The 13,147-nt window shown below is 67.3% G+C and carries 10 protein-coding genes; 1 reads left to right on the forward strand and 9 read right to left on the reverse strand.

Translation table 11 applies throughout. The features are described 5' to 3' along the window. Positions 1-5: 5 nt before the first annotated feature. The 7 genes from JNUCC0626_RS18980 to JNUCC0626_RS19010 all read right to left on the reverse strand — a co-directional run bounded on the left by JNUCC0626_RS18980 (position 6) and on the right by JNUCC0626_RS19010 (position 10,445). Complete coding sequence (locus tag JNUCC0626_RS18980) at positions 6-4,781, reverse strand: DUF4082 domain-containing protein (RefSeq protein ID WP_394621096.1); 4,776 nt, start codon at positions 4,779-4,781, stop codon at positions 6-8. A 148-nt stretch (positions 4,782-4,929) separates the two neighbouring features. Then, complete coding sequence (locus tag JNUCC0626_RS18985) at positions 4,930-6,060, reverse strand: DegT/DnrJ/EryC1/StrS family aminotransferase (RefSeq protein WP_394622061.1); 1,131 nt, start codon at positions 6,058-6,060, stop codon at positions 4,930-4,932. Between the two features lie 5 nt (positions 6,061-6,065). Beyond that, on the reverse strand, positions 6,066-6,239 hold the full coding sequence (locus JNUCC0626_RS18990) for a hypothetical protein (RefSeq protein WP_394621097.1): 174 nt from the start codon (positions 6,237-6,239) through the stop codon (positions 6,066-6,068). An 88-nt stretch (positions 6,240-6,327) separates the two neighbouring features. After that, positions 6,328-7,323, reverse strand: a complete 996-nt coding sequence (locus JNUCC0626_RS18995; protein WP_394621098.1) for an NAD-dependent epimerase/dehydratase family protein — start codon at positions 7,321-7,323, stop codon at positions 6,328-6,330. Next, the gene (locus JNUCC0626_RS19000) at positions 7,323-8,345 is read right to left on the reverse strand and encodes a Gfo/Idh/MocA family protein (protein WP_394621099.1); all 1,023 of its coding nucleotides are present in this window, start codon (positions 8,343-8,345) and stop codon (positions 7,323-7,325) included. Before JNUCC0626_RS19000 ends, JNUCC0626_RS18995 begins: the two co-directional genes overlap by 1 nt. A 14-nt stretch (positions 8,346-8,359) precedes the next feature. Then, positions 8,360-9,853 (reverse strand): sugar transferase, encoded by a 1,494-nt coding sequence (locus JNUCC0626_RS19005; protein WP_394621100.1) that lies wholly within the window; start codon positions 9,851-9,853, stop codon positions 8,360-8,362. Positions 9,854-10,229: 376 nt separating this feature from the next. Continuing rightward, entirely contained in the window at positions 10,230-10,445 is a 216-nt protein-coding gene (locus tag JNUCC0626_RS19010) for an RNA-binding S4 domain-containing protein (protein WP_394621101.1), read from the reverse strand. Positions 10,446-10,590: 145 nt separating this feature from the next. Here JNUCC0626_RS19010 and JNUCC0626_RS19015 point away from each other — a divergent pair, with 145 nt between their 5' ends. Next, positions 10,591-11,220 (forward strand): DUF2306 domain-containing protein, encoded by a 630-nt coding sequence (locus JNUCC0626_RS19015; protein WP_394621102.1) that lies wholly within the window; start codon positions 10,591-10,593, stop codon positions 11,218-11,220. Between the two features lie 279 nt (positions 11,221-11,499). Here the strand turns inward: JNUCC0626_RS19015 and JNUCC0626_RS19020 are convergent, their stop codons facing one another. Then, entirely contained in the window at positions 11,500-11,916 is a 417-nt protein-coding gene (locus JNUCC0626_RS19020) for an SLATT domain-containing protein (RefSeq protein ID WP_394621103.1), read from the reverse strand. After that, entirely contained in the window at positions 11,913-13,115 is a 1,203-nt protein-coding gene (locus JNUCC0626_RS19025) for a DUF4231 domain-containing protein (protein WP_394621104.1), read from the reverse strand. The genes JNUCC0626_RS19020 and JNUCC0626_RS19025 overlap by 4 nt, the downstream gene beginning before the upstream one ends. Positions 13,116-13,147 lie beyond the last annotated feature (32 nt).

The raw sequence follows: 13,147 nt of genomic DNA on the forward strand, positions 1-13,147 counted from the left end.
CTGCATCACTGGAAAACCACATCCACCCAGTAGTTGCCACCGTTGTAGGTCGAGGTCGGGAACCCGGACCCGGCGGTGAACACACCGGCCGACGGCGAGGCGGTCAGCGGCGGTGAGGTCACCGTGCCGAAGTAGCCCGCGTTGACCGCGTAGTGCCCCGTGGTGGTCGTGTACGAGGCCGTGTACTCGGTGTTCGCCGTGATCGACACCGGCGAGCTGAAGGTCAGCGTCTGCCAGCCGGACTCGGTCTCGTTCGAGAACGTGCCGGTGGCGAGGCGTTGGCCGTCCGCGGACCAGAGCGAACCGGTGTGCGTACCGGTGTTGCCCGCTCCCTTGTAGAACTTCACGCCGGTGATCTGCCCGTTGGTGGCGGACGTGAACTTGACGCCCAGCTCGTACGCGCCGTTGTCATCAGCCGAAGTTACCGTCGGGACGGTAGCGGCGCTGAACAGCGAGCACGGGCAGGTCTGCGTCGTCGCCGTGGTGAACGACCACGTGACCGGGTTGGCCATCATGTTGCCGAAGTTGTCCGCGGCCTTGACGCTCACCGAGTACGCGGTGGACGCCGCGAACCTCGCCGCCGGGGTGAAGGTGATCATCCGGCTGTCCGGCGACAACGCCCTCGTGCCGGCGATCTTCGCGCCACCGGGGTCGGTGACGTCGAACTGCGCCGAGTTGAGGTCCACCGGCTCGTCGAACGACACGGTGACCGTGGAGTTGAGCGCCACGCCCGTCGCACCCGTCAGCGGCGTGTGCGACTGCGCCACCGGGGCCGTGTTGTCGGCGTTGGGCTGGTAGACCACGTCGACCCAGTAGTTGCCGGAGCCGTAGGTCATGGTCGGGAACCCGCTGCCGGGCACGAACACGCCGTTGGTCTCCTGCGGGGCCGACAGCGGACCGGCGTTGACCGGACCCGTGCCGAAGTACCCGGCGTTCACCGCGTAGTGCCCGGTGGTCGTCGTGTACGAGGCGGTGTAGGTCTGGCCGGCGCTGACGATCACCGGCTGCGAGAACGTCAGGGTCTGCCAGCCGGTCGCGGTCTCACCCGTGAAGGTGCCCGTGGCGAGGCGCGTGCCGTTGGCGTTCCACAGCGAGCCCGTGTGCGTGCCGGTGTTGCCGGTGCCCTTGTAGAAGCGGACGCCGGTGATCTGGCCCGACTGGGTCGGGGTGATCCGCACGCCGAGTTCGTAGGCACCCGAGTCGTCCGCGGACGTCTCGTCCGGCACCGTCGCCGTGCTGAACAGCGAGCACGGGCAGGTCGGTGTCGTCGTGGTCGTGAAGTTCCACTCCGCGGCCGCCGGCATCGCGATGCCGTTGACGTCCGCGATGCCCACGTGCGCCTGGTACTGCGTGCCGGGGACGAGCTTTCCGGTCGGCGTCCAGGTGACCGTCTTCTGGTCACCCGAGAGCGAGATCGTGCCGGAGAGCTTGGCTCCCTTGGGGTCCTTCAGCCAGATCTGCGCCGACGCGGGGTCGACCGGCTCGCTGAACGTCGCCGTGAGGGCGCTCTGGAGACCCACGTTCGTCGCGTTCACGGCCGGCGTGCGGCTCGTGATCGTCGGCGGCGTGGTGTCGCCGTTGAGGCCGTTGCGGTAGATGACGTCGACCCAGTAGTTCGTGGCGTTGTACGAGTTGTTCGGGAAACCGTTGCCGTACTTGTAGACGCCGTTGCCGCCGTCCACGCCGTTCTGCAGCGCGTGCAGGGACTGGTAGCTCGCCTCCTGGCCGTTGAAGTAGCCGGAGGAGACCGAGTACCGGCCGCCGGGTGCGTTGTAGGACACCACGTACGTCGTGTTGGCCTGGACCTGGACCGGCGAGCTGAACATCAGCTTCTGCCAGCCGGACGTGGTCTCGGCCGTGAACGTGCCGGTCGCGAGCAGCAGACCCGTGGAGGTCCAGAGGCTGCCGGTGTGCGTGCCGGTGTTGCCGCTGCCCTTGTAGAAGCGGACGCCGAGGACCTCGCCCTTGCCGTCGAACCGGACCTTGGTGCCGAGTTCGACCGCGCTGGTGTCACCGGAGTCGATCACGGCCGGTGCGGCGAAGTCGTCCCAGACGGTGCACGGGCAGGTCGCCGGGCGCGGCGAGCCTGTCGTGAACGTCCAGTTCGACTGCGTGGACAGGTTTCCGGCCGCGTCCGCCGCCCTCATCGTGACGGTGTAGGACGTGGCCGCCGCCAGGGGTGCCGACGGGGTGAACGTGATCGTGCGGGCGTCGTTGGAGATCGCCTTGGTGCCGGTGACCGCACCGCTCGGGCCCGTCACCGTGACCTGGGCCGAGGCGAGGGTCACGTTCTCGTCGAACGTGCCGGACACCGTGGTGTTCAGCGCGACGGAACCGGCGTTGGTCACCGGGGACATCGCGCTCTGGATCGGCGCGCGGGTGTCAGGACCGGGGTCCGTCGCCCACACCACGTCGACCCAGTAGTTGGTGTGGTCGAACGTCTGGTTCGGGAAGCCGGCGCCGAAGCGGAAGACGCCGTTCGGTCCGTCCACACCGGACTGCAGGCCGGTGATCGGCTGCATGTACGCCTGCTGCTGGTAGAAACCGCCGGTGTCGTACGCGAAGTGCCCGGTCGGCGTGTAGTAGCTGACGATGTAGGTGGTGTTGGCGTTCACCGCGACCGGCTGCGGGAAGAGCAGCGTCTGCCATCCCGTCGGGCTCTCGTTGGTGAACGTGCCGGTGGCCAGCAGGTCACCGTTCGAGTTCCACAGGCTGCCGGTGTGCGTGCCGGTGTTGCCGGTGCCCTTGTAGAACTTGACGCCGCGGACGTAGCCGTTGCTCGCGGCACGCCACTTCACGCCGAGCTCGAGCTGCGAGCTGTCGTCGGCGGAGGTGACCTTCGGGACCTCGTTGCCCGCGAACATGCCGCACGGGCAGGTCTTCGCGGTGACGTTCGGGGTCGCGCTGACCGGCGTCGACAGGTTCAGCGAGTCGTCGACCGCGCGGACCCTGAGCTGTGCCGTGCCGGACTGGTTCGGCGTGTACGTGTAGCTCCACGACGTTTGTCCGGCCTGCCAGGTGGCGTAGTGCCAGCGGGTGCCGCCGTCGGTGGAGACCTCGACGCCCGCGACCTTGCCGGCGGCGTCGATCACCGTGCCGCCGAAGGTGTAGGGCTGGCCGACCGTCGACTGCGCCGGGAGCGTCGTGATCTGCACGCCCGGTGCCGCGTTGTCGTTGATGGCGCCGGAGATCGTCAGCTGGTCGGCGGCCCACAGCTGGTAGGGCTGCACGCCCATGTCCGCGAGGAAGTTGACCGTGGCCTGCTTGATCCGCTTGTCCGACGTCGGGGTGTTGGTGAGGAACGCGTGCTCGTCGTCCACGCCCCACGCCCACTGCACCGTGCCCGCTCCGAACACCAGCGACCCGGACGGTGCCCGGTAGTAGGTGATGGCGTGCGTTTCAGTGCTGGAGCCGTACTCGTCGCCGTAGTTCTTCAGCGCGTAGTAGCCGTCGAGGTTCACCGTGGTGCGCGACATCTGCGCGACACCGGCGGGCTGGAAGCCGTTGTCGTAGACGGTGTTCCACTCGTAGCCCAGCGTGCCGGGCTGGAACGTGTACGTGGTGCCGGCGGCGAGGTTCACCAGGTCGGTGTTGCGCCAGAGCCGCATCTTGCCGTACGCGGCCGGGACCTGGAGCGAGTCGTCCCGCCGGCCGTTGACGGTGAACATGTTGCCGAGCAGGGCGTTCTCGGGTCTGCCGCCGTCTTGCGGTGGGCTGTACCTCGGGTCTCGCCAGGTGCCGGTCCAGGTGTTCGTGCCGTCGTTCTGGGCGCCCTTGGTCTCCTTGTAGCAGACGATGGTCCGCCAGTCCGTCTGGGACGAGTCCATGCTCTTGTCCCACTTGGTCTTCCAGAAGATCTCGTTGCCGGTCAGGAACGCCATGTGCACGCCCGCGTCACGGGCGGCCATCACGTTGTTCCACTGCTCGTTCGACCAGTACTCGTCGTGGCCGACCGCCATGAACACCTTGTGGTTCTTGATGAGGTGCCCGCGGCGTGCGGAGTCGACGTCGGTCGTGTAGCTCATGTCGTACCCGTTGCGCTCCAGGAACCGGAGCATCGGGTACTCGGCGTTGAAGATGAAGTTCTCGTCGCCGTCGCCGCCGGTGTACGGGCGGTTGTAGCTGACCTTGTACGAGGAACCGCCCTGGCCGGGGCCGTCACCGAAGTAGAGGCTGTTGCCGCCGTAGCGGTTGTAGGCGACCCAGGTGGCGTCGGAGGTCTGGAAGAAGATCTTCGACTGCGAGCTGTCGTCGCGGACGACGAACGCCATCTCGTTCTCGGCGCCGGTGTCGTTGCGCGTCATGCGCACGTAGTAGATGCCGGACACCGCGGTGGACGGGATGTTCCAGGTGAGGGAGACGGCCCAGTTGCCGCAGTCGATCAGCGCGCTCGCTTCTTCCCGCAGACATGGTGGCTGGTTCTGCGGGGTGTTGCGCTGGACCGTGCCCATGTAGCGGGCGCCCTTGCCGTTGTACCAACCCATCCGGTAGATGTCGAGCTTGTAGGACGAGGCCGACGTCAGCATCTTGAAGCTGACGGTCTGGCCCACGTTGTAGCTGATGTCCGTCGTGTACCCGAGGATCGTGTCGTCCCGGTACTGGGCCTGCCAGTCGTCCGCGCCGGTCTGCGTGTTCTCACAGGCGACCTTGTTGGTGACGGGGATGTCACACGGAGCGGCGTTGGCCTTGCCGGGGTTGAAGACCCCGAGCACGAACATCGTGGATGCGATTAATGCCGTGATCACAAGCACCCGCACGAGACGCGACTGCTGAGCCACCATTGGGTTTCACCTCTCGGACGGAGTTACCGTGTGTGATCCACGCGCTACGCTGGACAGCACAGGGCTGCTACTCCGAACGTCGGCGATCTGACTAAAACTGTTACGTGTCAACACAAAAATGTTCCAGTGAAGGTTGAATCTTTATCTTTCAACCACGCACGGTCAGTTGGGATGTGTGGAGAGTTTCCGACAACGCTGACACGACGGTGTCCTGTTCGGACTCGGTCATGTCGTGGAACAGCGGCAGGATCAGCGTCCGGCTGGTGAACGCCTCCGTCACCGGGAGGTTCGTGGCGGGATGTCCCTCGTAGGCGGGTTCGAGGTGTGACGCCATGATTCCGCGCCGTGCGCTCACGCCGCGTTCCGCAAGGCCCGCAAGCACTTCCTGGCGGTCCGCGCCTTCCGGCAGCCAGACCCAGAACGACTGGTAGTTGGTCGTTCCGTACTCAGGGTCACGAACGGTCTCGATGCCCGTTTCGGCGAGCAGCTCGTGGTAACGGGCCGCCAACTCACGGCGACGGGCGATGATCGCGTCCAGTTTGGACAGCTGCACCAGTCCGACCGCGGCCTGGATGTCCGTCATGCGGTAGTTGAACGCCGTCTCCAGGTACTGCTCGATGACGGCGCTGCCACCGTGGTGGCGGTCGGCCGCAGACACGCTCATGCCGTGTTCCCGCAGGCGCTTGAGCCGCGTGGCCCACTCGGCGTCGTCGACGGTGACCATGCCGCCCTCACCGGTGGTGAGGAGCTTGCGGGGGTGGAACGACCAGGCGGCGACCGTGGCGTTCGTGCCGACCGGCTTGCCCTTGTACGTCGAGCCCGCGGCACACGCCGCGTCCTCGATCACCGCGATGCCGCGCGGTTCGCACAACGCCTTGATGGCGTCGACGTCGGCGGGCACCCCGGCCTGGTGCACGACCATGACCGCGCGGGTCCGGTCGGTCAGCACGGACTCCACAGTGGACGCGCTGAGGTTGCCGGTCTCGACCTCGACGTCGGCGAAGACGGGGGTCGCGCCGGTGTAGCGCACGGAGTTGGCCGTGGCGATGAAACTCAGCGACGGCACGACGACCTCGTCGCCGGCGCCGATGCCGAGCAGGTGCACGGCGAGGTGCAGACCCGTGGTGCACGACGACACCGCGACGCCGTGCTGCGCGCCGACGGACGCGGCGAAGGCTTCTTCGAACTCGCGGACTCGGGGACCCTGCGCCACCCAGCCGGACCGGACGGCCTCGGCGGCGGCGAGCGCCTCTTCTTCGCCGAGCAACGGCCGCATCACCGGGATCAAAGCTCTACCTCTTCGTTGGCGGAGTAGGTGTCCGCGGCCGCCGCTCTGCTCGACGGCGGGTGGAGCAGAGCGGCGACCGCGGAGGTGGGTGCGGACGCGGCGGACCTGGGGGTGTCGGCCGCGCCCGCGGTCTTGGGGCGCACGAACGAACGTGCGGCTTCTTGGTGCACGCGAACGAGCGTGCGGGTCCTGCGGTGCGATCGCGGCGGCCTCCGAAAGGCCACCGCGACCACGGTCCTGCGTGTTGTTGTTGCTGGTTCAGGCGTTCTCGGCGGCCTTGTCGGCGGCGGCCTTCTCGGCCCGCCACCACGCGACGAGGTCGCGCAGTCCGCCGTCCATCTCGATCTCGGGCTTCCACCCGAGTTCGGTGGCCGCGAGGCTGATGTCGGCGAGCCGGCGCGTCACGCCGTTCACCTTCCGCTCGGGGCCGTGCTCCAGGGGCAGGTCGGAGTCCATCGCCGCGAGCAACGCGAGGGCGAGTTCCTTGAGCGAGGTCTCCTGGGAGGACGCGATGTTGTACACCGTGTCCGTGACCGGCGCCTTGGCCGCGAGGATGTTGGCGCGGGCGATGTCGTGCACGTGCACGAAGTCCATCGTCTGGGCGCCGTCGCCGAAGATGAGCGGCGACTTGCCGTCGACGATGCGCTCCATCCAGCGGATGAGCACCTCGGTGTACAGACCGTGGACGTCCATCCGCGGGCCGTACACGTTGAAGTAGCGCAGCGCCACGTAGTCGAGGTCGTACATGGCCTTGAAGCTGCGCAACATGCCTTCGTTGAACGCCTTCGCGGCGCCGTAGAAGGTGTCGTTGTTGTACGGGTGGTGCCGTTCGTTCGTGGGGAACGACTCCGCGAGGCCGTAGATCGACGCCGACGACGACGCGATGACCTTCTTCACGCCGGCGGCCGCGGCGGCCTCCAGGATCGTGAACGTGCCGTCGACGAGGCACTCCAGCGCCAGGCGCGGTTCCTCGGCGCACTGGGTGATGCGGATGGCGGCGAGGTGGAAGACGAGGTCCATGCCCTCGGTCAGCTCGCGCACCAGCGCCTTGTCGTTGATGTCGCCCTCGACGATGCGGACGACACCGGACTCCAGCGCGGAGGCCAGGTTCTCCCGGCGGCCGCGCACGAAGTTGTCCAGCACGACGACCTCGGCCGCGCCGGCCTCGACGAGCTGGTCCACGACCGAGGAGCCGATCGTGCCGGCGCCGCCCGTGACGAGCGCGCGCTGACCGGTGATCGGTTGTGCCGACATCAGGAAACCCTGCCTTCAACTTGTTGAACGGGAACGAAAACCCCACCGGAGCGCAGTGACTCCGACGCGGCCTCCAGGACGGCGAGCACGCGCAGACCCGCGCGGCCGTCGGTCAGCGGGGCGCGCTTCTCGGTGATGGACGCGGCGAACTCCGCCATCATCGTGCGCAGCGCCTCGCGCTCCAGCAACGCCGGCGCGACCATGTCGCCCGTGCGGTAGGAGATCGTCTGCTGTTCCTTCGAGTGCTCGACGCCGCGGTCGTAAATGGACAGTCGCTGCGCCGGGTTGTTGTCGTCCCACACGACCGTGCGCTGCGAACCGCCGATGACCATCGTGCGGATCTTGGTGGGCGACAGCCAGTTCACGTGCACGTGCGTGATCGCCCCGTTGGACAGCCGCACGGTCAGGTGGCCGACGCACGCGACGCCCGCGCCGATCGGGTCGGAGCCGTGAGCCGCGACCTCCACCGGGACGACGTCGTCCGGCAGGATCGCCTCGAAGATCGACAGGTCGTGCGGGGCGAGGTCCCACAGCACGTCGACGTCGGGCTGCACCAGACCGAGGTTGATGCGCACCGAGTCGATGTACTGGATGTCACCGATCTCGCCACCGCGGATGATCTTGCGCAGGTGCTGCACCGACGACGTGTACGCGAAGGTGTGGTCCAGCATCAGCGTGAGGCCGCGCTGTTCGGCGGTCTCGACGAGCTTCAGGCCGTCCTCGAAGTTGGCCGCGAGCGGCTTCTCCACGAGCACGTGCTTGCCGGCCTCGAGAGCCGCGAGGGCGACCGGCAGGTGCGTCGCCGCGGGCGTGGCGATCGCGACGGCGTGCACCTCGGGGTCGGCGAGCACCTCGTCGAGCGAGGCGGTCGCGCGGACAGTCGAGTACTCCCCCAGCACCCGCTGAGCCTTCTCGACGTCGAGGTCGCACAGGTAACGCAGGCGCAGCGCCGGGGTGGCCTGGGCGTTGCGAACGAGGTTCGGCCCCCAGTACCCGGCTCCGATGACAGCAAGGCCAATCACGTCTTGATTCCCCATCAGTAAGCCCCCTGGCCGCCGAAGACGGCGCGGAAGGTCTTCCACATGATCACGAGGTCGAGGGCGAGCGACCAGTCCTCGACGTAGCGCAGGTCGAGGCGCACCGACTCCTCCCACGAGAGATCGCTGCGTCCGCTCACCTGCCACAGACCCGTCAGTCCTGGCTTCACCAGCAGTCGGCGCCGCACGTCCGAGGAGTACTTCGCGGTCTCCTCCGGCAGCGGCGGGCGCGGCCCGACGAGCGACATGCTGCCCGCGAGGACGTTGAACAGCTGCGGCAGCTCGTCGATCGAGTAGCGGCGCAGGAACGTGCCGACCTTGGTGATGCGCGGGTCCTTCTTCATCTTGAACAGCACGCCGTTGCCTTCGTCGACAGCGGCGAGCTTGGCGCGCAACGCGTCGGCGTTGGTCACCATCGTGCGGAACTTGATGATCGTGAACGGCACACCGGTCTTGCCGACCCGCTTCTGGCGGTAGAACACGGGTCCCCGGCTGTCGATCATCACGAACGCGGCGACGGCGAACATCAGCGGTGCCAACAGGACGAGGAGGAGGAACGCTCCCACACGGTCCACGACTTCCTTGACCAGTCGGCGGAATCCGCTCAGTGCCGGTTCGCTCACGCGGAGCAGTGGCATGCCGAGCACGGCGCTCATGTGCAGTCGCGGGCCGGCGACCTCCATGAGTCCGGGCGAAACGACCATTTCGGCACCGGAACCTTCGAGTGCCCACGCGAGCTGCTGGAGACGGCGAGGTGTCCAGTAGGCGTCGGGCGTGACGGCGACGATGCGGTACCCACCGCGGCGGACGTGCTCGGCGAGCTCGCGCAGCTGGCCGACGACGGGCACGCCGTCGACGTCGGTGCCGGAGCGGCCGCGGCCGTCGATCGTGCAGATCGCGTCCACGCGCCAGCCGAGGTGGGCGACGCGCTTGGTGCGGTGGATGAGGTCCTCGACGGTGTCCAGGTTTCCCGCGGCGAGGACCGAGAGCAGGAAACGTCCTTCACTGCGGCCGCGGTGCAGCGGGCGGCGCAGGAGGTAGCGCATGGGGAACGCGACCAGGGCGATCGCGGGGACTACTACGAAGATCCACAGGCGGGCGCCGGGGATGTCGACGGCGAGCGCTCCGAGGCCGAGCGCCACGACGGCGCCGAACAAACCCCGGCCGAGTCTTCGGAACTCCTCGGCTCCCTGGCCGAGCACCGCCGGCTGCCACACGCGGTTGATCGCGAGCGAGCCGACGACAAGAACTACTGTGAGTATGTCTAGCAATGCGAGGGAAAGCGGACCGAAAGCGGTGTGCCGCATGCTCATGACGGCACCGACGGCGATGACGACCAGGGCAACGGTCAGCACATCGGCGGTGATCACGGCATAGCGGTAACGACTTTCCCAACGCGCTACGGGTGGGTGGGTCTGTCTGCGTTCCGACAGCGTGTTGAGCGTGGAGCGCAACCCGTCGACGTCACGGGTGGCGCGGACCTGCTCACTCATCGTTCTGATCTCCCCGGCTCAGCGGCGATTCCGGACGTGCACGTGCACAGGTCACCCCGAGGACCTTGATTCTTCGGACTCCGCGATCTTCGTCGACGCCGCCGAAGTAGATCGGCAGCCGAAGCTCGCAACCGGTGATTCGCGCGTACCGGGATCGGCGTTACAGACCCTGGAAAAAAGTTTCCCCGAAGTCCGAATACCGGACGTGACGCGCGTCTCACCACCTGGAAACCAAAGCGACGTAACGCGTTTTCAGATGTCCACAAGGGACATAAAGGTTACGTATGTCGCGAGGTGTTCGTTCAGAACAGGCCTTCAGGCCCTAGTCTGATCGACTGTGATTGTGCATGCACTTACCGCTGAACGGAGTAATGCGCTACGGCCGAACGGAAATGCGCACTTCGTCACCGTTGACGACCACAACGTCACCGTGCCTCAACTGTGCCCCGCGACGCACCTCCACAGAGCCGTTGACGTGGACTTCCCCGTCCTCCACGAGCTCTTTGGCGTGCCCGCCGTCCTCGGCCAGCTGCGCCAGCTTGAGGAACTGTCCTAGCCTGATCGGCTCTTCGGAGATCTCGACCGTCCGCATGAGTCACATCATCCCAGTAGGGCGCACCCCACCGCTTGCTCGGGGGCCGACCCCAGCGCGTTCGAGTGAAACCGTTGACAGCCTTACGAGTATGAAAACTTCGTGGGGGTACACCGCCTGGTTGGCGGTGTCAGGATTCGCCTGCGTGGCGATAACGATCTTCGCGGCGAGCGCGTACGTCACGCTGGACATGGAACAGGCGCGGCCGCCGCTGCACGGCGCGGTCCACTACGGCCTTCTAGTCGCGCACATCTTCACCGGAACGGTCGCCGTCCTGGCGGGTGTATCGCAGTTCTGGCCGCGGCTGCGGGCCCGTCACCCGAAGGTGCACCGGCTCATGGGGCGCGTCTACTTCGGGGCCGTGCTGCCGTCGTCGGTTCTCGGCGTGGTGTGCGCGCAGCTGTCACTGGCCGGCCTGGCTTCTTCGGCACCACTGACGGTGTTGTCGGTGCTGTGGTTCGCGACGGCCGTGTACGGCCTGAAAACGGCACGGCGGCGCCAGTTCGGCGAACACCGCATCTGGATGATCCGCGGTTTCGCACTCACCGGCGCCGCCGTGACGGGTCGCCTATGGGGTCTTGCTCTCGGCGCTCTGCTTCCCGACGGGGACGGGCTGCTGATCTTCGCCACCGCGAACTGGCTGTCGTTCGTGGTGAATCTGCTGGTAGCCGAGTGGTGGATCCAGCACCGGGGTTACACCCGGACCTTGCCCTCCGTGGCGCTGAGGCCGAGCATCTCCAGCAGGTCGGCGCAGTCGAGCGCGTCCGTGGCGTGACAGGCCACGGTGCGGGCCGCCTTGCTGTTCTGAATCGTGCTGTGCTCCTTCTCCAGAGCCTTGGCCTCGGCAAACGTGCCGGTTTCGGGCTCGGCGATCGCGGGACGCGCCCAAGTCATGTCGTGCCTGCTTCCGCATCGGGGGATGTGGCCATCATGACAACTGGGTGACCAAAACACCAGAACCCGTGCTTACCGTAATCGGTCACCCACGCAGCGTACAAATCGTGGAAGCGTTTTCCTGGAACGGACTTCGTGCGTTTGTTGCCAGATTTTCGCGCTACCGGCCGTACCTCAGCACCGACTCCACTTCGGTCACGAATGCGACCAGCCGTTCGTCGTCCACGTCGTCCGGCGTGGGACCGTCCACCGCAAGCCGTTGCAGCGCAACGGAAGTGGTGGCGCTCTCCCGCGCCAGGCGACGGAAGCCGAAGGTGGCCTCGTAGAGCGACACGGCGGTGGCCGCGGCGGCCAGAACCGTTGCCACGAAACCCCACATGGCCCGGCGTGGCCCGTCCGCCATCCCCACGGCGGCGGCCGCGGCAGCGGCGATGAAGAGCGCGGCGGCGATCGCGACCGTCCACGTGCGAGCGCGGGAGTAGCGCTTGCGGGCCCGTTCGAAGTGGTCGAGCCGGTCCTGGAAGCGGTGGCGCAGATAGGCATCCACGAACTGGGCTTGGCGCAGCTTGTCGCTCATGTCCTGACCACCTCGTGCTTGCGGTTGCTGACCGCGGCTTCCAGATCGGCGACCTTGTCCTGACGCTCCTCAACGGAGGCTGGAGCGACGGACGCGAGGTGCGCGAAGTACAAGGCGCGCAAGCGTTCCGCCCGGGAGCGCGCGGTGAGGTACTTGTCGAGCGACTCGCGCTTGCGCGCGACGATCGTGATGGCCGCGGCGAACGCGCCGCCCGCCACGACGAGCACGCCGGGCCATGGCGTGTCCTTCAGCCAGATCTGCAACGCGGCGAACACCGTCGTCGTCAGGCCGCCCGCGATGGCGAGCACGGCCGTGAGCCGGTAGCGGTTCTGCTCGACGTCGGCTTCGGCGTCGAGTTCCTGGAACGTCGGCGCGACGACCTGGTTCGCGTCGTGGATGGCGTCGGCGAGCGTCGGGTACGCGACGACGAAACCGGGGTCGACCAACGGCCGCGCTTCGGGGGCCTTGTACCGGACCTTGGGCCAGATCCTCGGCGGCTTGACGGGCTTCTCCTTGCCCAGCAACCGTTCCAGGGCGGTGACGGCCTTACCGGCGCCCTCGTCCACGTGGATGATGAAGATCTTGCCGCTGCGCACCAGCACCGCGAGGTCGCCGGTGAGGTCACCGGTCGCGATGCGGTCGGCGAGCCCGCCCGTGCCGGCGAGCACCAGCAACGGGTTGTCGCCGCTGAGGTGGTCGATCACCTCGCGTTCGTTCTCGCCGCCGACAACGAGCGCGACGACGGGCTTCTTGTGGCGCACGGCGTCGATCGTGCGGAACAGCACCGGGGTCGCGTCCGTCCACTCCGAACCGGGGACGATGACGGCGACGCTGTGGTGGGGTTCCAGCGCGACCTGACCGTTGGTGGAGCTCTCGGTGAGGTCGTGGACCTTGCTGCTCGGCGCGACGCCGATCACGACGGGCCAGCGCTGTTCGCACGCCTGCAAAGCCATGCCCAGCAAGTGGACAACGCCTCGGTCGGTGCCTTCGGTGACGAACACGGCGCCGTTGCGGGCCGCGGTCACGACGACGGATCTCAGCACCGGCAACAACTTCGCGGCGAGATCCGTCTCGATGTCTTGGGTGGAGCCGAAGACCGAGATCACCGTTCGACCTCGGGGCAGGCCGAGGGCTTTGGGTTTGATGTCGGCGTCCGGCTGGGACAGCCGTTTGACTGTCGGGCCGCCTGCTGTGGGCATGCCGGGCACCATAACGGTGTGATCGAGGCCTG

It is taken from the genome of Lentzea sp. JNUCC 0626 (assembly GCF_043632865.1).
Classification (GTDB): domain Bacteria; phylum Actinomycetota; class Actinomycetes; order Mycobacteriales; family Pseudonocardiaceae; genus Lentzea.